This is a genomic window from Streptomyces sp. NPDC101151 (genome assembly GCF_044768335.1).
Classification (GTDB): Bacteria; Actinomycetota; Actinomycetes; order Streptomycetales; family Streptomycetaceae; genus Streptomyces.
Genome location: NZ_JBIWPP010000006.1, coordinates 37,943 through 58,702, shown reverse-complemented (window position 1 = coordinate 58,702; position 20,760 = coordinate 37,943). Strand labels below are relative to the sequence as shown.

Sequence of the window (20,760 nt, the reverse complement as noted above, 5' to 3'; positions counted from 1 at the left end):
ATACCGATCAGTAACCTGATCGGTCGTGACCAGTCGATACAGATCATCCGAGGCACCCAAGGGCCTCAACTCGCTCTCGCCCCGCCGCCGTACGGTCGTCAAGGCCGCGGCGGCGACTGCTGTGCTGGCCGGCCCGCTCGCCGCCGCGCTCCCTGCCCGCGCCGCCACGGACGCCCCCGCCTTCCTGCACGGTGTCGCCTCCGGCGACCCGCTGCCCGACGGCGTCCTGCTGTGGACCCGGGTGACCCCCACGCCCGAGGCGATACCCGGCTCCGGGATCGGCCCGGACACCGAGGTGAGCTGGGTCGTCGCCAAGGACAAGGCGTTCACCAGCATCGTCGCCAAGGGCTCCACCACGGCGAGGGCCGCCTCGGACCACACCGTGAAGGCCGACGTCCGCGGTCTTGCACCGGCCACCGACTACTGGTTCCGCTTCTCGGCCGGCGGCACCGACTCCCCGGCGGCGCGCACCCGCACCGCGCCGGCGGCCGACGCCGCCGTGTCCGGCCTGCGCTTCGGCGTGGTCTCCTGTGCCAACTGGGAGGCGGGCTACTTCTCCGCCTACCGCCACCTCGCGGCCCGCACGGACCTCGACGCCTGGCTGCACCTCGGCGACTACATCTACGAGTACAAGTCCGGCGAGTACGGGACCCGGGGCAAGGTCGTCCGCCCGCACGCACCGGCGAACGAGATCATCACCCTCGCCGACTACCGGACCCGGCACGCGAAGTACAAGACCGACCCCGACCTGCAGGCACTGCACCTGAAGGCACCGGTCGTCGCGATCTGGGACGACCACGAGTTCGCCGACAACTCCTGGTCGGGCGGCGCGGTCAACCACACCGAGGGCGCCGAGGGAACCTGGTCGGCCCGTCAGGCCGCCGCCAAGCAGGCCTACTTCGAGTGGATGCCGGTCCGCCCCGCGATCGCCGGCACCACCTACCGCCGGCTGCGCTTCGGCAAGCTCGTCGACCTCTCCCTGCTGGACCTGCGCTCCTTCCGCTCCCAGCAGGCCTCCACGGCCAGCGGCTCGGTGGACGACCCGAACCGTACGATCACCGGACGCGCCCAGCTCGACTGGCTGAAGACCGGGCTGAAGGCCTCCGACACCAAGTGGCGGCTGGTCGGCAACTCGGTGATGATCTCGCCGTTCGTCATCGGTTCCCTCACCGCCGACCTGTTCAAGCCGCTGGCCAAGCTGATGGGGCTGCCCGAGGACGGCATCGGCCTCAACACAGACCAGTGGGACGGCTACACCGACGACCGCCGCGAGCTGCTGGACCATCTGCGCTCCAACGCCATCGGCAACACCGTCTTCCTGACCGGTGACATCCACATGGCGTGGGCCAACGACGTGCCGGTGGACGCGGGCACCTACCCGCTGTCGGCCTCGGCGGCCACGGAGTTCGTGGTCACCTCGGTGACCTCCGACAACCTCGACGACATCGTGAAGGTCCCCGAGGGCACCGTCTCGGCGATCGCCTCGCCGGTCATCCGCGCCGCCAACCGGCACGTCCACTGGGTGGACACCGACCGTCACGGCTACGGCATCCTGGACATCACCGCCGACCGCGCGCAGATGGACTACTACGTCCTGTCCGACCGCACGGACACGAACGCGACGTCCTCCTGGGCGCGTTCGTACCGCACCCGCAGCGGCACCCAGAAGATCGAGCGCACCTACGACCCGGTGTAGGGGTCATCGGAGCCATCCGCGTACGGGCGGATCGTCACCTCGGCGGTCCGCCCGCAGCGTTCCTGAACGGCCCGGGCCGCTCGACGGCCGGCCCGGGTCCGGGCGGCCGTCACAGACTGTCGAGGAAGCCGAGGACCACCCGCCAGGTCGACTCGGCGGCCTCCTCGTCGTAGTCCGGCAGGCCGGGGTCCGTGTAGAGGTGACCCGCACCGGCATACCGGTAGATCTCCACCTCCGCCCCCGCCCTGCCCATCTGCAGGTACCAGGCGCTCAGCCAGTCGTCCGTCTCGAACGGGTCCGGCTCGGCCACGTGCAACTGCACGGGAAGCTCGTCCGCCTGCGCGTTCGGCGCGATGTCCGACGTGCCGTGCAGGAGGAGCAGGCCACGGGCCTTCTCGTCGCCCAGGGCCAGGGTCTGCGCGACGGAGGCCCCGAGCGAGAACCCGGCGTAGACGAGCCCCGGCTCCGAGTACGGCGCCGCCGCCAGCACGGCCCGCTTCAGCAGTTCCTCCTTGCCGATCCCTTCCTTGAACTCCATTCCCTCCTCGACCGTGTCGAACGTGCGTCCCTCGAAGAGGTCCGGTGTCCACACCTCGTGGCCCGCCGCGCGCAACCGGTCCGCGGCCTCGCGCACCGCGGGCCTGAGCCCGTAGGTCGAGTGAAAGAGCATGATGTTCATGAGGCCATGGTGCCAGCCGGCCCGGACACCACCACACCGCGGCCGTACCCGGATGCGCCGGTAACACACAGGTTCATGACCCCGCCGGGCCGGTTAGGCGCCGAGACATGGAGAACGTACTCCGCCCCCTGATCGTGATCGGCGGCTCGGTGCTGCTCACCCTGGCGATCGGCTGGGCCACCGACCGACTGCTGCGCAAGGCCGACGAACGAAACCCGGAGACCCCGCTGTGGGACCTGCTGCGACGCGGCCGTGTCCCCTATCAACTCGTCCTGTGCACCGCGCTGCTCAGAGGCTCCTACGACCAGACGAAACTGCTGGAGCGCCATCAGGTCGGCGCGGGCCGGGCCCTGACGCTGGTGCTGATCGGGTCCGCCGCCTGGTTGGTGATCCGGATCGCCTCGGCGATCGTCGAGACCTCCTACAGCCGCTACGCACGCGCCCACCGGGACGCCGCCCGGGTGCGCCGGGTCCGCACCCAGGTGGAGCTGATCATGCGGGTGGTCTCCGCGATCGTCATCGTGGTGGCGAGCGCCTCGATGCTTCTGACGTTCCCGGCGATGCGTGCGGCCGGTGCCTCGCTGCTGGCCTCCGCCGGCATCCTCGGGATCGTCGCCGGTGTCGCCGCCCAGTCCACCCTTTCGAACATGTTCGCCGGACTGCAGATCGCCTTCGGCGACATGGTCCGCATCGGCGACACCGTCGTGGTGGACGGAGAGTGGGGCACGGTCGAGGAGATCACCCTGACCTTTCTGACGGTACGGACCTGGGACGAGCGCCGGATCACGATGCCTGTGTCGTACTTCACCTCCAAACCCTTCGAGAACTGGTCGCGGGGCACCCCGGAGATGACGGGCACCGTCTACTGGCAGCTCGACCACAGCGCTCCGATCGAGGCGATGCGCGAGAAGCTCCGCGACATCCTGCGCCAGTGCCCGGCCTGGGACGGCCGCGCCTACGGCCTGCAGGTGACGGACACGACCCCGAACACCATCCAGGTGCGTGCCCTGGCGACCGCGAAGGACGCGGACGACATCTGGACGGTCCGGGTCACCGTCCGCGAGCAGATGATCACCTGGCTGTCCGCGGAACACCCCCACGCTCTTCCGCGCGTCAACACCGCGGACGCGGTCCTCCCGCCGTCAGTGCCCGCGTTCGGCACCGCCGTTGACCTGGATGATCTGCGAGGTGATGTGCCCGGCGCCGGGTGAGGCCAGCCAGTGCAGAGTGGCGGCCACATCCCCCGGTGTCCCGGCGCGGCCGGTCGAGGTGTCGGCGATGAGCCGCTCCCGCCGTGCCTCGTCCATGGCGTCGCCGAAGAACTCGGTGTCCTCGATGTACCCGGGTGCCACCACGTTCACGGTGATGCCGCGCGGGCCCAGCTCACGGGCCAGGTCATGGGCGTACGGATGCAGCCCTGCCTTGGCCGCCGCGTACGCACCTCTGCCCGAGCCCCGGTAGGCGGCGATGGAACTGAGGAGGAGCACCCGGCCGCCGGGCTCGGCGAGCCGGTCCTTCAGCGCTTCGGTGAGGAGAGCGGCGGTGAGGACGTTCAGCCGGAAGTTGACCGTCCAGTCGCGGTACACCCGGTCGAGGGGGTCCTCGCTGTCGGCCGGGGGCTCCAGGTTCCCCGCGCCGCCCGCGTTGTGCACGAGCACGTCGACGGTGCCGAGTTCCTCGGCGACGAACCGGGCGACGCGGCGCACGTCACCTGGCTCGGCCAGATCCGCCGCGCAGGTGAGTGCACCGGGCACCCCGGCCTTCTCCAGCACCTCCGCGCGCCGCCCGAGGAGCAGCACCCGATCCCCGTCCGCCGCGAAGGCATGCGCCGTCACGAGCCCGATCCCCGTACCACCACCACTGATCACGATGTTGCGAGTCATGATCCGAGACTACGGACGACCGCACGCGGAGGCCTCCGGATATCCACAGCCCCGACCCGTTTGTACGACTTTCGAGCACGGCCTGAGCGGAGGGACCGGACCCGCACACCGGGAGAGACACGTCAGCGCAGGCTGCGCACATCGAGATGCCTGAGCACCCGGTCCACGATCTCCGGATCCGCCCCCGGTTCGCTCCGCGCGGCCAGCACTTCGTGCCGCGCCGCGCTGAGCATCTCCCCCTGAATCCGCCGCACCCGCTTCAGCCTCCGCGCCCGCTGGCGATACGCCTCCCGCCGCTCCTCCTCCCCCATGTCCGGGCTGATCCGGATCCCGATGTCGAAGGCCCGCCGCAGCATCTGCTCCGACAGCTCCTCCGGCAACTCCTCCACCTGCTCGATCTCCCGCAGTTTCCGCTTCGCCGCCTTCGCGGCCCGCCGCGCCAGCTCCTTCTCGAACTCCTTCTCCCGCTCGGCGTCGGCCCGTACCCCGAGCCGCTTCACCAGCCAGGGCAGAGTCAGCCCCTGCAGCACGAGTGTGGCGATGATGACCCCGAAGGCGATGAACACGATCTCGTCCCGGTCGGGAAACGGGGCCCCGTCGTCGGTCTTGAGCGGGATCGCGAGCGCCAGCGCGACCGAGGCCACCCCGCGCATCCCGGACCACCACATCACGACGGTCTCCCGCCAGCTCAACGGGATGTCCTCGTCGTAGTCCCGCCGGGCGTGCAGCCGCTTGGTCAGCCAGGTCGCGGGCATCAGCCACAGCAGCCGTACCAGGACGACGACACCCACGGTCATGGCGGCCCAGCCGAGCAGCTCGCCCCAGCGCCCGGCGGCCGTCCTGATCGCGTTGTGCAGTTCCAGGCCGATCAGGCCGAAGGCGACCCCGGTGACGAGCGTGTCGATGATGTCCCAGAAGGTGTACCCGGCCAGCCGGGTCATCACGTCGTCGGCGTCGGTGGCGTACTCGGCGAGGAAGAGGGCCGTGGTGAGCACGGCGAGAACCCCGGACCCCTGCAGCACCTCCGCGAGCACGTAGGAGGCGTACGGCACCAGCAGGGTCAGCCCGATCTGCAGGGTCGCGTCACCGAGCAGGTCCATCAGCTTGTTCGCGCCCCAGCCCAGCACCAGCCCGATGGCGACCGCGACCACGGCGGACAGAACCAGGTCCAGCCCTGCGTGCCATGGCGAGAACTCCCCGCTCACGGCGGCGGCGATCGCCACGTGGTAGAGCACGATGGCCGTGACGTCGTTGAAGAGCCCTTCGCCCTCCAGGATCGACACCAGCCGGCGCGGCAGTCCGAGCTGCCCGGCGACGGCGGTGGCGGCGACCGGGTCGGGCGGGGCGATCAGCGCACCCAGCGCCACGGCGGCGGCGACCGGCAGCCCGGGCACGATCGCATGGGCGACGGCGGCCACGCACACCGTCGTCACGAACACCAGGGCGACGGCCAGCAGGAAGATCGGCCGTTTGTTGGCGGCGAACTGGCGCCACGAGGTCCGCCGTACGGCGGCGTAGAGCAGGGGCGGCAGCAGTCCGGGCAGGATCAGCTCGGGCGGGATGTCCACGTTGGGGACGAAGTCGGCCACTGCCAGGATGCCGCCGAACACGGTCATCAGCACCGGCGCCGGCAGTCCGAACCGGTCCCCCACCGGAACGCTCACCAGGGCCCCGAGCAGCACCACGAACAACAGAGCCAACTGATCCACGGCCGGCGCTCCGGGAGTCGACGATCACACGGCAGGCCCCCAGCCTGCCACGGCCCCCGGCCCACCAGTCGTTGCGGCGCCCTCGGCTACAGGACGCGCCGCATCGCCCGGTGCGGGATCCCTGCGTCCGGGAACTCCGGGCCGTACGCCTCGTACCCGAGGCGCTCGTAGAAGCCCAGGGCGTGGGTCTGCGCGTGCAGGTCCACCGCTGCCAGTCCGCGCGCGCGTGCCGCCTCCTCGACGGCCCGCACCAGGGCCACGCCGACACCCAGCCCACGCGCCGCACCGGCGACGGCGAGCCGCCCCAGGGAGCCCACCGAGGCGTCCCCGCCGGTCTTCCCGGCGGCCGCCTCGCCGAACAGCAGGCGCCCGGTGCCGAGCGGCACGCCGTCCTCGCGGACCGCCAGCACATGCACGGCGACGGCGTCGTACGCGTCGTACTCGATGTCCTGCGGAACGCCCTGCTCGACGACGAAGACCTCCTTGCGCACCGCGAAGCAGGCCTCGCGGTCGGCGGGATCCTCGGCGATCCGGACGGTGTACGGCGTACTCACCCGTACGTCTCCTCGCGGACCTGGTCGAGGGCCGTCCGCAGGTCCTCCGGGTAGTCGCACTCGAACTCCACCCACTGGCCGTCCCCGGGGTGCTCGAAGCCGAGCCGTACGGCGTGCAGCCACTGGCGGGTCAGGCGCAGCCGCTTGGCGAGGGTCGGGTCGGCGCCGTAGGTCAGGTCACCGACGCAGGGGTGACGGTGGGCGGACATGTGGACGCGGATCTGGTGGGTGCGGCCGGTCTCCAGCTTCACGTCGAGCAGGGAGGCGGCGCGGAAGGCCTCGATGAGGTCGTAGTGGGTCACGGAGGGCTTGCCGTCGGCCGTGACCGCCCACTTGTAGTCGTGGTTCGGGTGCCGGCCGATCGGGGCGTCGATCGTGCCGCTCGTCGGGTCCGGGTGGCCCTGGACGAGGGCGTGGTAGCGCTTGTCGACCGTGCGCTCCTTGAACTGGCGCTTGAGCGACGTGTACGCGTACTCGGACTTCGCGACCACCATCAGGCCGGAGGTACCGACGTCCAGGCGGTGCACGATGCCCTGGCGCTCGGCGGCGCCCGAGGTGGAGATCCGGTACCCGGCGGCGGCGAGACCGCCGATGACGGTCGGGCCGCTCCAGCCCGGCGAGGGGTGCGCCGCCACGCCGACCGGCTTGACGATCACGACCACGTCATCGTCGTCGTGCACGATCTCCATGCCCTCGACCGGCTCGGCGACCACCTGCACCGGCGCGGGCGCCTGGGGCATCTCGACCTCGAGCCAGGCGCCTCCGTGCACCCGCTCCGACTTGCCGACCACCGTGCCGTCGACCTGGACCTTGCCGGCCGCGGCCAGCTCCGCCGCCTTGGTGCGGGAGAAGCCGAACATGCGGGAGATGGCGGCGTCGATGCGCTCGCCCTCCAGGCCGTCGGGCACGGGCAGGGTTCGGATCTCGGGAATCGTGCTCACCCGACGAGTATGCCGGACCGGGCCGACGGCCCCGACCGGGCCTGTGGACAACGACCCCGCGAACGGGGCCGGCCTCAGTCCTTGTGGACGGTGCCGTCCGGGTCCAGGCCGCGGAAGGACAGCAGCACGATCAGGATGCCGCCGCACACGATCGCCGAGTCGGCCAGGTTGAACACCGCGAAGCCCTTGGGCGCGATGAAGTCCACGACCTCGCCCTCGAAGATCCCGGGCGCCCGGAAGATCCGGTCGGTGAGGTTGCCGAGCGCGCCGCCGAGCAGCAGGCCGAGCGCGACCGCCCAGGGGAAGCTGTAGAGCTTGCGGGCCAGACGGAAGATCACCACGATCACGGCGGCCGCGATCAGCGTGAAGATGATCGTGAAGGCAGCGCCGAAGCCGAAGGCCGCGCCGGGGTTGCGGATGGCGTGCAGCTCCAGCCAGTCTCCGATCAGCTGGATCGGCGCGCGGTGCTCCAGCTTCGCGACCACGAGCATCTTGCTGATCAGGTCGAGGGCGTACGCGAAGGCGGCCACCGCGAACAGCACGGCGATCCGGCGCCCGCGCCCGGTCTGCTGCCGCGCCGGCGTTTCCTGCTCGCCCGCGCCGGACGTGACGGGCGGTGCGGCCGCCGCCGTGTGCTCGTCGCTGTCGCCCGGGGTGTCCGGCGTACCGATGATGCGCTCCGCCTCTGCCACGTGAGTCCCTCAACCTAGGTGCCTGACTGGGGACGAGACTACGGCACGCCCCGCGGGACCCTCGTGCTCAGGAGCGACGTTCCTGCTTCTGTTTGCACTCCACGCACAGAGTGGCCCTCGGGAACGCCTGCATGCGGGCCTTGCCGATGGGGTTGCCGCAGTTCTCGCACAGGCCGTAGGTGCCCGCGTCGAGCCGTTCCAGGGCGCGCTCGGTCTGGATCAGCATCTCGCGCGCGTTGGCGGCCAGGGCCATCTCGTGCTCGCGCGTGATGTTCTTGGTCCCGGTGTCGGCCTGGTCGTCGCCGGCGCCGTCCCCGGAGTCGCGCATCAGGCCCACGAGGGAGGCCTCGGAGGAGCTGATCTCGGTCCGCAGCCGTTCTCCCTCGGACAGCAGCTCGGCGCGGGCCTCCTCGACCTCTTCCGGGGTCCAGGGGTCCTCGCCGGGGCGCACCGCCAGTTCGCCGGGCTCCGCCGCGGCGACCCGCGCCTTGGGGACTGCGCTCTCCGCCGTGGCCGTGCCAGGAGTCTTCTTCGCAACCACTGTCGTGGCTCCCGTCTGCTTCGCGGCCCGCGCCGCGCCCGCTTTCTTGGCCGTGCTCTTCTCGGCCGCCCCCGTGGAGACGTCCTTGGCGACCGCCTTCTGGGTGACAGCCCGCTTACCGCCCGCCTTCCCGCCCGCCTTCCTGGCAGCCGTCTCCTTCGTGACCGCCTCCTCGGCGACCGTCCTCTTGCCGGCCGTCTTCGTCGCGGCCGCCACCTTGGAGACCGCCTTCTTCGCCGCCGTCTTCTTGGCAGGCTTCCCGGCGGCCGCCTCCGTGACGGCAGCCTTCTCGGCATCCGCCTTCCCGGTGGCAGCCTTCCTGGCGGCTTCCTTCCCTGTGGCAGCCGCCTCCTTGGCGTCCGACCCCTTGGCGGCCGCCCTTTTCGCCGCTGCCTTCTTGGCCCCTGCCTCCTTGGCCTCTGCTTTCCGTGCCCCTGCCTTCTCGATCTCGGCTCCTGCCTCCTCGGCCGGCGTCCGCTCGGCCGCCGCTTCCTTGGCGGCCGTCTTCCTGGCGACAGGCTTCCTGGCGGCAGACTTCGTGCCGTTCTCCCCGGTGGGCGTCTTCTTCCCGGCCCCCGCCGCAGCGCTCCTCCTGCCCCCGCGCTCCTCTCCCGCCGCCTTCTCGGCGGCAGCGCCCCTGTCCCTGTCCTCCCCGGGCGGGTGCTTCGCCGCCCGGGCGGCCGTCGTCCTGTCCGACGGCCCCTCTCCCCGCTCCGCCCCGTCGGCAGGCGTCCGGACCGTCTTCGCCGGCCCCGCCCGCTCGGACGCCGTGGCCCCCGCGCGCGTGGTCTTCTTGCCGCCGGCTCCCTTGGCCTCGCCACCGGGGGCGGCCGAACCCCTGGAGCGGCCGGTCGCCGGCTGCTGTACGGCGGTCTTCTTCGCCACCATGGCCGCGGCCCCTTCACATATTGTGATCTTGCACGCGAATCGTGCTGGGACGATAAATCGACTTGAGTCCCGCGGCAACGGGGCACACCGCCCGATTCGCCCGCCCGCGCCCCCCTCTCAGCGGACCTGCATCCGTTGTGCCCAGCTCCTCGCCGGGTAATCCGCCGAGCCGGGCGTGCCCGGATCCGGGCAGCCGCACCCCTCCCCATTCGGGTCACCCGGACCCTTCCTGGACCGCGTGCCCCCACGGGCCCGAAAAGCGGTCGGCCGCTGTCCGCGCGGCGCCGTACACTGGGCGCAGCGAGAAGCGTGGATGGGGACGAGTAGCGACGTACGCAGCCCAGAGCGACCCGGGGACGGTGTGAGCCCGGGGGCGAGCGCGACGTGAAGATCACCCCGGAGCCGCCGGAAGAAAGCCGTGGAGGACCCGTCGCGGCGAGTAGAGCCGGCTTCGCGACCCCAATGAGGGGGCTCACCGGCGTGTACGGCGCGGCGGAGGGCCAAGGAGGGTGGTACCGCGGGAGCGCGCCGCACACGGCGTAGCAGGAAAGAAGGCTCTCGTCCCTCCGACGGAAGGCAGCAAGTCCGTTGGAGGATGCTCGCAGATGACAGCGCCGACGTACCGCCAGGTGCCCGCCCAGGTCGACCTGCCCGCGCTTGAGCACGCCGTGCTCGACTTCTGGCGCGACCAGAAGATCTTCGCCAAGAGCCTGGAGCAGTCCGAGGGCCGCCCCGAGTGGGTGTTCTACGAGGGCCCGCCCACCGCGAACGGCATGCCCGGCGCCCACCACATCGAGGCGCGCGTCTTCAAGGACGTCTTCCCCCGCTTCCGCACCATGCGCGGCTACCACGTGGCGCGGAAGGCCGGCTGGGACTGCCACGGCCTGCCGGTGGAGCTGGCGGTCGAGAAGGAGCTGGGCTTCTCCGGCAAGCAGGACATCGAGGCGTACGGCATCGCCGAGTTCAACGCCAAGTGCCGCGAGTCGGTGACCCGGCACACCGACGCCTTCGCCGAGCTGACGACCCGCATGGGCTACTGGGTCGACCTGGACGACGCCTATCGGACCATGGACCCCGAGTACGTGGAGTCGGTCTGGTGGTCGCTGAAGGAGATCTTCGCCAAGGGTCTGCTGGTCCAGGACCACCGCGTCGCCCCCTGGTGCCCCCGCTGCGGCACCGGTCTGTCCGACCATGAGCTGGCACAGGGCTACGAGACGGTCGTGGACCCGTCCGTGTACGTCCGTTTTCCGCTCACCTCCGGTCCGCTCGCCGGCGAAGCCGCGCTCCTGGTGTGGACGACGACCCCGTGGACCCTGGTGTCCAACACGGCGGTCGCCGCGCATCCCGAGGTCACCTACGTCGTCGCGACCGACGGCGAGGAGAAGCTCGTCGTCGCCGAGCCGCTCGTCGCCAAGGCGCTCGGCGAGGGCTGGGAGGTCACCGGCCAGACCTTCACGGGCGCCGAGATGGAGCGCTGGACGTATCAACGTCCCTTCGAGCTCGTGGAGTTCCCGGAGCCGGCCCACTACGTGGTGAACGCCGAGTACGTCACGACCGAGGACGGTACGGGTCTGGTCCACCAGTCCCCCGCCTTCGGTGAGGACGACCTCAGGGTCTGCCGGTCGTACGGTCTGCCGGTGGTGAACCCGGTCCGCTCGGACGGCACCTTCGAGGAGGACGTCCCGCTGGTCGGTGGCGTCTTCTTCAAGAAGGCGGACGAAAAGCTCACCGAGGACCTCCAGCAGCGCGGCCGGCTCTTCAAGCACCTCCCGTACGAGCACAGCTATCCGCACTGCTGGCGCTGCCACACCGCGCTGCTCTACTACGCGCAGCCCTCCTGGTACATCCGCACCACGGCGATCAAGGACCGCCTGATCCAGGAGAACGAGAAGACCAACTGGTTCCCGGACACGGTCAAGCACGGCCGGTACGGCGACTGGCTGAACAACAACATCGACTGGGCGCTGTCCCGCAACCGCTACTGGGGCACACCGCTGCCGATCTGGCGCTGTGAGGAGGACCACCTCACCGTCGTAGGCTCGCGCGCGGAGCTGTCCGAGCTGACCGGCACCGACCGGTCGGGCCTCGACCCGCACCGCCCGTACATCGACGAGGTCACCTTCGCCTGCCGTCACGACGGCTGCGGGAAGACGGCCACGCGCGTGCCTGAGGTCATCGACGCCTGGTACGACTCGGGCTCGATGCCGTTCGCGCAGTGGGGCTACCCGTACAAGAACAAGGAGCTGTTCGAGAGCCGGTACCCGGCGCAGTTCATCTCCGAGGCGATCGACCAGACCCGCGGCTGGTTCTACACGCTGATGGCCATCGGCACGCTGGTCTTCGACGAGTCGTCGTACGAGAACGTCGTCTGCCTGGGCCACATCCTCGCCGAGGACGGCCGCAAGATGTCCAAGCACCTGGGCAACATCCTGCAGCCGATCCCGCTCATGGATCAGCACGGCGCGGATGCGGTGCGCTGGTTCATGGCGGCCGGCGGTTCCCCGTGGGCGGCCCGCCGGGTCGGCCACGGCACCATCCAGGAGGTCGTCCGCAAGACGCTGCTGACGTACTGGAACACGGTGGCCTTCCAGGCGCTGTACGCCCGTACGTCGAACTGGGCGCCGTCCGCGGCGGACCCGGCCCCGGCCGACCGCCCGCTGCTCGACCGCTGGCTGCTGTCCGAGCTCCACGCACTCACCGACCAGGTGACCCAGGCGCTGGAGGCCTACGACACCCAGCGCGCCGGCAAGCTGCTGTCCGCGTTCGTCGACGACCTGTCCAACTGGTACGTCCGCCGCTCGCGCCGCCGCTTCTGGCAGGGCGACAAGGCCGCGCTGCGCACGCTGCACGAGGTGCTCGAGACGGTCACGAAGCTGATGGCCCCGATCACCCCGTTCATCACCGAGCGGGTGTGGCAGGACCTGGTCGTGCCGGTGACCCCGGGCGCCCCGGACTCGGTGCACCTGGCCTCCTGGCCGGAGGCGGACCTCGGTGCGATCGACCCGGACCTGTCGAAGCAGATGGTCCTGGTCCGCCGGCTGGTGGAGCTGGGCCGTGCCACGCGCGCGGAGTCGGGCGTCAAGACGCGTCAGCCGCTGTCCCGGGCCCTCATCGCCGCCACCGGTTTCGAGGCCCTGGACCCCGAGCTGCATGTCCAGATCACCGAGGAGCTGAACGTCTCCGGCCTGGCGTCCCTCTCCGAGGTCGGCGGCTCGCTGGTCGACACGACCGCCAAGGCCAATTTCCGCGCCCTCGGCAAGCGGTTCGGCAAGCGGGTGCAGGACGTGGCCAAGGCCATCGCCGCGGCCGACGCCGCCGCGCTGTCACTGGGCCTGCGCGAGGGCACGGCGTCGGTGGAGGTCGACGGGGAGACCGTCACCCTCGCCCCGGACGAGGTGATCATCACCGAGACCCCGCGCGAGGGCTGGTCGGTGGCCTCCGACTCGGGTGCCACGGTGGCGCTGGACCTGGAGATCACGGAGGAGCTGCGGCAGGCGGGCCTGGCGCGTGACGCGATCCGGCTGATCCAGGAGGCCCGCAAGAACAGCGGCCTGGACGTCGCCGACCGGATCGCCCTGCGCTGGACGTCCACGGACCCGGCGGTCATCGCGGCCCTGTCCGAGCACTCCGAACTCATCGCCGACGAGGTCCTCGCGACCGACTTCGCCCAGGGGGAGGCGGACGAGACCTATGGCGAGCCGTTCGCGGACGAAGGTCTGTCGCTGATCTTCCGCCTGCGCAAGGCGTAAGCGCCGGCCCACGGCAAGGGCCCGGTCTCCCCGCGTGGGGGCCGGGCCCTTCTCATGGGTGCGGGTTGCCGCAGTCGCCGTGCGCCCCGGCGGCAGAGCCGCCTGTCGGCTCGGCCCCGCGCCTTCCGGGTGCTCCGCCGGCACCCCCTGCAACACGCGTAAAAAGGGCGGGGCCCCGGATCGAAATCCGGGGCCCCGCCCTGAACGCTGCCGACGCCGTTGTCGTACTAGTGTCCGCGGCCCGTCAGTTGTCGTCCTCGTCGATCAGGAACCCGCGCATCGGCGAGGGGGCCTGACCCATCGGGGACGGACCCTGCGGACGGACCGGAGCCATGGGCTGGGTCATCGCGGGGGTCATCTGCTGCTGGCCGCCGTACGACGGGGCGGACGGCCCAGGCGAGCCGCCCATCGTCTGGTTGCCACCGTAGGACGGGGCACTCGCGCCGGCCGGAGCCATGGAGGGCGCCGGGGACGGCGGCAGGGACGCGGTGGCCGGGGTACGCGGCGGGGCGAGGGAATCGTCCGCCTGCGTCTCCAGCTGGCGCAGCTGCGACTCCAGGTACGACTTCAGACGCGTGCGGTACTCGCGCTCGAAGCCGCGCAGGTCCTCGACCTTGCGCTCCAGCGTGGCGCGCGCGGACTCCAGGGAGCCCATGGCGACGCGGTGCTTCTCCTGCGCGTCCCGCTCCAGCGCGTCCGCCTTGGCACGGGCGTCACGCTCCAGACCCTCGGCGCGGCTGCGGGCCTCGCCGACGATCTTGTTGGCCTCGGAGCGGGCCTCGGCGATCGCCTGGTCGGCGGTCTGCTGGGCCAGCGAGAGGACTCGGGCGGCGCTGTCGCCGCCAGGGCCCTGACCGGGCATGCCGGGGCCGCCCATCGGGCCACCCATGGGGCCGCCCATCTGCTGCGGCATGGGCGGCTGACCGCCCATGGGGCCCTGCCCCATCGGACCCTGACCCATCGGGCCCTGCCCCATCGGACCCTGACCCATCGGACCCTGACCCATCTGGCCGGGACCCTGCGGACCGCCCTGACCGCTGGGGCCGGCGGGCAGCTGCGGGGCGCCGCTCGGCAGCTGCGGGGGGCCACCCATGGGGCCACCCATCTGCTGCTGCGGCGGGCCCGATATGCCGGCGGGCACCGGTGCACCGGGACCTCGCATCCCCTGCTGAGGCATGCCAGGCTGCTGGTCCTGTTCCGGAGGCTTGCGCATGTTCTGCTGATTCTGGGCAGCAGCGCGCGTGGCCGCGGCCAGCTTGGCCCGCAGATCCTCGTTCTCGCGGAGCAGACGGGTCAGTTCGGCTTCGACCTCGTCGAGGAAGGCATCGACCTCGTCCTCGTCATAGCCTTCTCGGAGGCGGACGGTCGTGAACTGCTTGTTCCGCACGTCCTCGGGGGTCAACGGCATCTCTTCACCTCAACGTAGTCATCGGCAGTCGGCAAGACCGTATCGTCCACCCGCATCACACGAAGCTCTGCGCAACGGAGATGAGAATGTAGACGATGATCATCAGTACGAAGAAGGACAGGTCGAGCGCCACGCCCCCGAGACGCAGCGGCGGAATGAACCGCCGCAGAAGCTTCAACGGTGGATCGGTGACAGTGTAGGTGGCCTCCAGGACGACCACCATCGCCTTGCCGGGTTGCCACGAGCGGGCGAACTGAAAGACATAGTCCATGACCAGCCGGAAGATCAGCACGACGAGGAACACCATCAGCGCGATGTAGATCACCTGCGCGAACACGCTCATGGCCTGGACTTCCCTCTCCCCTGTTCCGTGCTTCTTTCCGGTGGTACTTCTCAGCTCTGGTTGAAGAACCCGCCCTCTGCGATGCGGGCCTTGTCCTCCGCCGTGACATCGACGTTAGCAGGAGACAACAGGAACACCTTCTGCGTCACCCGCTCGATGCTGCCGTGAAGACCAAACACCAAACCAGCCGCAAAGTCGACAAGTCGCTTCGCGTCTGTGTCATCCATCTCAGTCAGATTCATGATCACCGGGGTGCCCTCACGGAAGTGTTCCCCGATGGTACGGGCCTCGTTGTAGGTCCGCGGGTGAAGCGTAGTGATCCGGTAAGGCTCTCGTTCCGACACAACCTTGGGCATGATCACCGGCGCGTTCTTCTCCAGGGACTGACGTTCTTGTGTGATGGATGCCACGGGCGCGATCCTCGCCGGACGTCCGGATTCCGCCGCGAGCGAAGTCGAACGGGCCACCGGTTCGCGTGACGCGGGCGGCTGCACGATTCGCACCTCTTCGTCCCTTTGGGACTGATGTGCGTTGTGCGACTGGTGTGACGATTCGTGCCGTCGGTGGTCCCGCTCCGGCTCCGGGTCCAATTCGGGCTCGAAGTCGTCATCGGGGTCGAATCCGCGGCCGTCGTACCCATCGTCCTCCACGAGGCCGAGGTAGACCGCCATCTTGCGCATCGCGCCGGCCATGCTCTGAGTCCTCCGCTCTGTGGTGGATCAACTGACGACTGCCAAGTGCCCGCGATCCACGAGGTCGTTGCGCCCGCCTTGACGGGCATTGACCATATTTTCTGCTGTGGTCCGACTTCTTGGCGACGTTACCCGAGCCTAGGGCGGACTCCGAGTACCGCAGTGCCGACGCGCACATGTGTCGCCCCGGCGGCCACGGCCTGTTCGAGATCCGCACTCATCCCTGCCGACACCATGGTTGCAGCCGGATGGGCCCGGCGCAGGTCAGTCGACAAATCCATGAGCCGCTCGAATGCCGCCTGTTCGCGCCCCGCATACTCGCCGCTGAGCGGAGCGACGGTCATCAGCCCGTCGAGCCGCAGTCCCGGAGCATCGGCCACGAGGTCGGCCAACTCTTCGATTCCGCCGGGCGCTACGCCACCGCGCTCGCCCCGCTCGCTCGCACCGGCGTCGAGCGCGACCTGGAGGAGACACCCCACCTCGCGCTCCGCCCGCACGGCCTCCTTGGACAGCGCGGTGACCAGTCGCGCACGGTCCACGGACTGCACGACATCCGCGTAACCCACCACAGAACGGACTTTGTTGGTCTGCAACTGACCGACAAAGTGCCATTTCAGGGGCAGATCCGCGCAGGCCGCGGCCTTCGGCTCCGCGTCCTGGTCGCGGTTCTCGGCGACGTGACGGACACCGAGTTCCGACAGGATCCGCACATCGCTCGCCGGGTAGGTCTTGGTGACCACGATCAGGGTCACCTCCTCCCGCTTGCGTCCGGCCGCCGCACACGCGGCGGCGATACGCTGTTCCACTTTCGCCAGATTTGCGGCGAGTTCGGTCTTACGGTCCGTCATGCCCTCAGTCCAGCCAGACATAGCTCGCGAGCCGCCCGGTGGTGCGATCGCGGCGGTACGAGAAGTGGTCGTCCGACTCCAGCGTGCACACCGGCGACTGCGCCCGGTCGCGCACCCCGAGCCGGTCGAGCTGCGCGTGCACTCCGGCGCTCACGTCGACCGCGGGCGTGCCCCAGCTCGTCTCGGCGTGCGCCGCCGGCTCGACGGCGGCCACTTCGGCGCGCATTCGCTCGGGCACCTCGTAGCACCGGCCGCAGACGGCCGGTCCGGTTCTGGCGACGATCCGGCCCGGTTCGGCGCCCAGTTCGGCCATGGCCCGTACGGCGGCGGGGACGACTCCCCCGACCATGCCGGGCCGCCCGGCGTGGGCCGCGGCCACCACCCCGGCGACCGGATCGGCCAGCAGGACCGGTACGCAGTCGGCGGTGAGGACGGCGAGGGCGAGTCCCCGGCGGGCGGTGACGATCGCGTCGACCTCCGGTACGGGACGCTCACCCCAAGGGGCGTCCACGACGGCCGCATCGGCGCCGTGCACCTGGTTCATCCAGACGACCCGGCCGGCGTCCAGCCCGAGCGACTTCGCCGCCAGTTCCCGGTTCGCCCGAACCGACCCGGAATCGTCCCCGACCGCGCCGCCGAGGTTGAGCTCCTCATACGGAGCGGCGCTCACCCCGCCCCACCGGTCGGTGAAGGCGAAGTGCGCGCCGCTCACGCTCTCGCGCTGACGTATCACTTCAGGAAGTCCGGGACGTCCAGTTCCTCGGCCGCACTGTCCGAGTAGGTCCGCGACGACGGGACCGGCGGGGCGGCCGGGACATCGGCGACCGGCTCGGGCGTCGGCTCCGGCTCCTCCTTCGGAGTCACGCTGCCGAGCGAGCCGAAGGACGGGCGGCTCTCCGGCTGCCGTACCGGAGCGGGCTCGTCGCGGCGGGGCGAGGGAGAGGGCTGGGACGAGGCGGACGCCGAGCCGAGGACGTTGTCCCGGCGAGCCGGCGGCTGGCCGCCGTCGAAGCCGGCCGCGATCACGGTGACCCGGACCTCGTCGCCGAGGGCGTCGTCGATGACCGCGCCGAAGATGATGTTGGCCTCGGGGTGTGCGGCCTCGCTGACCAGCTGGGCCGCCTCGTTGATCTCGAACAGACCGAGGTCGGAGCCGCCGGAGATGGAGAGCAGAACGCCCCGGGCGCCGTCGATGGACGCTTCCAGCAGGGGCGAGGAGATCGCCATCTCGGCGGCGGCCACCGCGCGGTCGTCGCCGCGGGCCGAGCCGATGCCCATCAGGGCCGAACCGGCCTCGGACATGACCGACTTGACGTCGGCGAAGTCGAGGTTGATCAGACCGGGGGTGGTGATGAGGTCGGTGATGCCCTGAACACCGGAGAGCAGGACCTGGTCCGCGGACTTGAAGGCGTCCAGGACCGAGACCTGGCGGTCCGAGATGGACAGCAGCCGGTCGTTCGGGATGACGATGAGGGTGTCGACCTCTTCGCGCAGCTCCGCGATGCCGTCCTCGGCCTGGTTCGCGCGGCGCCGTCCCTCGAAGGTGAACGGGCGCGTGACCACGCCGATGGTGAGGGCGCCCAGCGAGCGGGCGATGTTGGCCACGACGGGTGCGCCGCCGGTGCCGGTGCCGCCGCCTTCACCGGCCGTCACGAAGACCATGTCGGCCCCCTTGAGGACCTCCTCGATCTCCTCGCGGTGGTCCTCGGCGGCCTTGCGGCCGACGGCCGGGTTGGCTCCGGCTCCGAGTCCGCGGGTGAGTTCACGGCCGACGTCGAGCTTGACGTCGGCGTCGCTCATCAACAGCGCCTGTGCGTCGGTGTTGATGGCGATGAACTCGACACCCTTGAGACCGACCTCGATCATCCGGTTGATGGCATTGACACCACCGCCGCCGACACCGATGACCTTGATGACTGCGAGGTAGTTCTGCGGTGCTGCCACGTCGAAGGCCTCTCGCCTCGAATTACGTTGTCGCCGCCGGACGGTTCCCCGCGCCGGGACGACAGATGCCGAATGGGACGGTCCGAACGCCGACCCGAACCCTAACCCTGAAGTTTAGGGTTACCAGTGTGTCTGTTCCCTGGAGTCTTCTGAACAGGACACTAAGTCGACAAGTGGCGCCCGTTCAACGAACACGCCGAACCTCCCGTTTTTCTTTTCACCCTATGTGATCAGCCGTAGCAGTGCCCAACCAGGGTGCTGGCCTGCGCTGATGTGCGTCAACTCCCCGATGACGCAGGGGCGGTGGGGACACTGACGTCGAAGTGCCGCGCACCGGGAGCTGCTTTCATGAGAGCTGCGAGGGCCCGCGCCTTGACGCGGCCGCTCTCGCTGCTTCCCCATGCCACCGTGCGGCCGCCGCCCAACTCCAGCGAGATGTCGTCGAAGGAGCGGACTTGGACGGTCCGGGTGTCCCGCGCGACCGCGGCCGGCAGCTCACCGGCGACCTGGACCGCCTCGCGCACCAGCCGGTCGGTGCCGAACCGCCGGAAGCTCGCCGCACCCGACCCCGACCGGGAAGCCGTCAATTCCAGCGCCGGAACGCCTTTCGGCGCCTGCGAAACCGTAGCGAAACGGACACCTTCGTCGTCAACTTCAACGAAATTCCCCGCTTTTCGGACAAGTAGCACCGGGGTGCGTTCGGTCACTTTCAGACCGATTCCATCGGGCCAGGAACGGACGACATCAACGGTGTCAATTCGGGGCAATTTCCGGCGAAGCCGGGCCTCAATGATCCCCGTGTCGACGGAAATCAACGGCTCCCCGATCGGCACGGAGGCGGCCTCCAGGACGTCGGCCGGGGTCAGCACCTGCGTGCCGGAGACCGAGACCCTCTTCACGCGCAACCACTCGGAGCCGTACAACGCCCAGACGGAACCGCCCCCGAGGAGCATCAGGGTGACAGCCAGAATGACGATCACACGAAGGCGGGCTTTCCTGGAGCGCCGCGCGGGCGGCGGGCCGGACGACTCCTGCTGGCGTTCACCGCGATCGGCGGTGGTCGGTCCGGCCACGCTCACTACCCTTTCGTCATATGGTCCTAACGGCGTGAGGCAATCGCCTCGTACACCATGCCGACGAGCAGCTCGTCGGCGTCGCGGCGGCCGAACTCACCGGCGGCGCGGGACATCTCGTACAGCCGGTGCGGGTCGGCGAGCACGGGCAGGACGTTCTGCTGCACCCACTCGGGGGTCAGCTCCGCGTCGTCGACGAGAAGTCCGCCGCCGGCCTTGACCACCGGCTGGGCGTTCAGTCGCTGTTCGCCGTTGCCGATGGGCAGCGGGACGTAGGCGGCCGGGAGCCCGACGGCGGAGAGTTCGGCGACGGTCATCGCGCCCGCGCGGCAGAGCATCAAGTCGGCCGCGGCGTACGCGAGGTCCATCCGGTCCAGGTAACTTACCGGGATGTACGGCGGCATTCCCGGCATCTGATGCACCTGCGGCAGTTCGTTCTTCGGGCCGACCGCGTGCAGGATCTGGATTCCGGCCTGCTGGAGCCACGGAGCGACCTGCTGGACCACCTCGTTGAGGCGGCGGGCGCCCTGGGAGCCGCCGGAGACGAGCAGGGTGGGCAGGTTCGGGTCGAGGCCGAAGCGGGCGCGGGCCTCGGGGCGGGCGGCGGCGCGGTCCAGGGTGGCGATGGAGCGGCGCAGCGGGATGCCGATGTAGCGGGCGTCACGCAGCTTGCTGTCCGGGGTGGAGACGGCGACCCGGGCCGCGTACCGCGAGCCGATCTTGTTGGCCAGGCCGGGCCGTGCGTTGGCCTCGTGGATCACGATGGGCACGCCGAGGCGCTTGGCGGCCAGATAGCCGGGCAGGGCGACATAGCCGCCGAAGCCGACCACGGCGTCCGCCTTGGTGCGCTCCAGGATCTGCTCGGCGGCCTTGATCGTGCCGCGCAGCCGGCCCGGGACAGTGATCAGCTCGGGCGTGGGCCTGCGAGGCAGCGGCACCGCGGGGATCAGCGCCAGCTCGTAGCCGCGCTCGGGAACGAGCCGGGTCTCCAGACCCCGCTCCGTGCCCAGGGCCGTGATCCCCACGGTCGGGTCCTGCCTGCGCAGGGCGTCCGCGAGGGCGAGCGCGGGCTCGATGTGGCCGGCGGTCCCCCCACCAGCGAGTACGACATGCACCGAAA

The 20,760-nt window shown here is 70.4% G+C and carries 18 protein-coding genes; 3 read left to right on the top strand and 15 right to left on the bottom strand.

The genetic code is table 11. From position 1 onward, the window contains the following. The first annotated feature begins 25 nt into the window (after positions 1 to 25). Entirely contained in the window at positions 26 to 1,696 is a 1,671-nt protein-coding gene (locus tag ACIRU3_RS13485; RefSeq protein WP_404055614.1) for an alkaline phosphatase D family protein, read from the top strand. A 109-nt stretch (positions 1,697 to 1,805) separates the two neighbouring features. On the opposite strand, the gene ACIRU3_RS13480 is transcribed toward ACIRU3_RS13485, so the two are convergent. Beyond that, positions 1,806 to 2,375 (bottom strand): dienelactone hydrolase family protein, encoded by a 570-nt coding sequence (locus tag ACIRU3_RS13480; RefSeq protein WP_404055612.1) that lies wholly within the window; start codon positions 2,373 to 2,375, stop codon positions 1,806 to 1,808. A 107-nt stretch (positions 2,376 to 2,482) separates the two neighbouring features. On the opposite strand from ACIRU3_RS13480, the gene ACIRU3_RS13475 reads away from it, so the two are divergent. Next, positions 2,483 to 3,586: a mechanosensitive ion channel family protein gene (locus tag ACIRU3_RS13475; protein WP_404055610.1), complete on the top strand. Its 1,104-nt coding sequence runs from the start codon at positions 2,483 to 2,485 to the stop codon at positions 3,584 to 3,586. Here the strand turns inward: ACIRU3_RS13475 and ACIRU3_RS13470 are convergent. The 6 genes from ACIRU3_RS13470 to ACIRU3_RS13445 all read right to left on the bottom strand — a co-directional run bounded on the left by ACIRU3_RS13470 (position 3,518) and on the right by ACIRU3_RS13445 (position 9,583). Then, complete coding sequence (locus ACIRU3_RS13470; RefSeq protein WP_404055608.1) at positions 3,518 to 4,258, bottom strand: SDR family NAD(P)-dependent oxidoreductase; 741 nt, start codon at positions 4,256 to 4,258, stop codon at positions 3,518 to 3,520. The genes ACIRU3_RS13475 and ACIRU3_RS13470 overlap by 69 nt on opposite strands. 122 nt (positions 4,259 to 4,380) lie before the next feature. Continuing rightward, positions 4,381 to 5,967, bottom strand: a complete 1,587-nt coding sequence (locus tag ACIRU3_RS13465) for a Na+/H+ antiporter (RefSeq protein WP_404055606.1) — start codon at positions 5,965 to 5,967, stop codon at positions 4,381 to 4,383. Between the two features lie 86 nt (positions 5,968 to 6,053). Beyond that, a complete protein-coding gene (locus tag ACIRU3_RS13460; RefSeq protein WP_404055604.1) occupies positions 6,054 to 6,521 on the bottom strand; it encodes a GNAT family N-acetyltransferase in 468 nt (155 codons plus the stop codon). Next, entirely contained in the window at positions 6,518 to 7,462 is a 945-nt protein-coding gene (locus ACIRU3_RS13455) for an RluA family pseudouridine synthase (protein ID WP_404055602.1), read from the bottom strand. Before ACIRU3_RS13455 ends, ACIRU3_RS13460 begins: the two co-directional genes overlap by 4 nt. A gap of 74 nt (positions 7,463 to 7,536) precedes the next feature. After that, complete coding sequence (gene lspA / locus ACIRU3_RS13450) at positions 7,537 to 8,154, bottom strand: signal peptidase II (RefSeq protein WP_404055600.1); 618 nt, start codon at positions 8,152 to 8,154, stop codon at positions 7,537 to 7,539. Positions 8,155 to 8,221: 67 nt separating this feature from the next. Beyond that, on the bottom strand, positions 8,222 to 9,583 hold the full coding sequence (locus ACIRU3_RS13445) for a TraR/DksA C4-type zinc finger protein (RefSeq protein WP_404055598.1): 1,362 nt from the start codon (positions 9,581 to 9,583) through the stop codon (positions 8,222 to 8,224). A 605-nt stretch (positions 9,584 to 10,188) separates the two neighbouring features. Here ACIRU3_RS13445 and ileS point away from each other — a divergent pair. Next, positions 10,189 to 13,332, top strand: a complete 3,144-nt coding sequence (ileS, locus tag ACIRU3_RS13440; RefSeq protein ID WP_404055596.1) for an isoleucine--tRNA ligase — start codon at positions 10,189 to 10,191, stop codon at positions 13,330 to 13,332. Positions 13,333 to 13,576: 244 nt separating this feature from the next. Here ileS and ACIRU3_RS13435 read toward each other — a convergent pair whose 3' ends face one another. The 8 genes from ACIRU3_RS13435 to murG form a co-directional block, all read right to left on the bottom strand. Continuing rightward, positions 13,577 to 14,740 (bottom strand): DivIVA domain-containing protein, encoded by a 1,164-nt coding sequence (locus ACIRU3_RS13435; protein ID WP_404055594.1) that lies wholly within the window; start codon positions 14,738 to 14,740, stop codon positions 13,577 to 13,579. A 55-nt stretch (positions 14,741 to 14,795) separates the two neighbouring features. Further along, entirely contained in the window at positions 14,796 to 15,083 is a 288-nt protein-coding gene (locus ACIRU3_RS13430) for a YggT family protein (protein WP_404055592.1), read from the bottom strand. A 50-nt stretch (positions 15,084 to 15,133) separates the two neighbouring features. After that, entirely contained in the window at positions 15,134 to 15,775 is a 642-nt protein-coding gene (locus ACIRU3_RS13425; protein WP_404055590.1) for a cell division protein SepF, read from the bottom strand. Positions 15,776 to 15,903: 128 nt separating this feature from the next. Next, the gene (locus ACIRU3_RS13420; protein WP_404055588.1) at positions 15,904 to 16,623 is read right to left on the bottom strand and encodes a YggS family pyridoxal phosphate-dependent enzyme; all 720 of its coding nucleotides are present in this window, start codon (positions 16,621 to 16,623) and stop codon (positions 15,904 to 15,906) included. A gap of 4 nt (positions 16,624 to 16,627) precedes the next feature. After that, complete coding sequence (gene pgeF, locus ACIRU3_RS13415) at positions 16,628 to 17,356, bottom strand: peptidoglycan editing factor PgeF (RefSeq protein ID WP_404055587.1); 729 nt, start codon at positions 17,354 to 17,356, stop codon at positions 16,628 to 16,630. Continuing rightward, positions 17,353 to 18,567 carry a cell division protein FtsZ gene (ftsZ, locus tag ACIRU3_RS13410; RefSeq protein ID WP_404055585.1) on the bottom strand — a complete coding sequence of 405 codons (1,215 nt, stop codon included), beginning with the start codon at positions 18,565 to 18,567 and terminating at the stop codon, positions 17,353 to 17,355. The genes pgeF and ftsZ overlap by 4 nt, the downstream gene beginning before the upstream one ends. 278 nt (positions 18,568 to 18,845) lie before the next feature. Next, entirely contained in the window at positions 18,846 to 19,640 is a 795-nt protein-coding gene (locus ACIRU3_RS13405; RefSeq protein ID WP_404055583.1) for a cell division protein FtsQ/DivIB, read from the bottom strand. Positions 19,641 to 19,666: 26 nt separating this feature from the next. Next, complete coding sequence (murG, locus tag ACIRU3_RS13400; protein ID WP_404055581.1) at positions 19,667 to 20,755, bottom strand: undecaprenyldiphospho-muramoylpentapeptide beta-N-acetylglucosaminyltransferase; 1,089 nt, start codon at positions 20,753 to 20,755, stop codon at positions 19,667 to 19,669. Positions 20,756 to 20,760 lie beyond the last annotated feature (5 nt).

Excerpts from the sequence above, each read along its gene's own strand:
- ACIRU3_RS13480 (WP_404055612.1), bottom strand. The coding sequence starts at position 2,375 with ATGAACATCATGCTCTTTCACTCGACCTACGGGCTCAGGCCCGCGGTG.
- ACIRU3_RS13475 (WP_404055610.1), top strand. The coding sequence starts at position 2,483 with ATGGAGAACGTACTCCGCCCCCTGATCGTGATCGGCGGCTCGGTGCTG.
- ACIRU3_RS13470 (WP_404055608.1), bottom strand. The coding sequence starts at position 4,258 with ATGACTCGCAACATCGTGATCAGTGGTGGTGGTACGGGGATCGGGCTC.
- ACIRU3_RS13445 (WP_404055598.1), bottom strand. The coding sequence starts at position 9,583 with ATGGTGGCGAAGAAGACCGCCGTACAGCAGCCGGCGACCGGCCGCTCC.
- ileS (WP_404055596.1), top strand. The coding sequence starts at position 10,189 with ATGACAGCGCCGACGTACCGCCAGGTGCCCGCCCAGGTCGACCTGCCC.
- ACIRU3_RS13435 (WP_404055594.1), bottom strand. The coding sequence starts at position 14,740 with ATGCCGTTGACCCCCGAGGACGTGCGGAACAAGCAGTTCACGACCGTC.
- ACIRU3_RS13430 (WP_404055592.1), bottom strand. The coding sequence starts at position 15,083 with ATGAGCGTGTTCGCGCAGGTGATCTACATCGCGCTGATGGTGTTCCTC.
- ACIRU3_RS13425 (WP_404055590.1), bottom strand. The coding sequence starts at position 15,775 with ATGGCCGGCGCGATGCGCAAGATGGCGGTCTACCTCGGCCTCGTGGAG.
- ACIRU3_RS13420 (WP_404055588.1), bottom strand. The coding sequence starts at position 16,623 with ATGACGGACCGTAAGACCGAACTCGCCGCAAATCTGGCGAAAGTGGAA.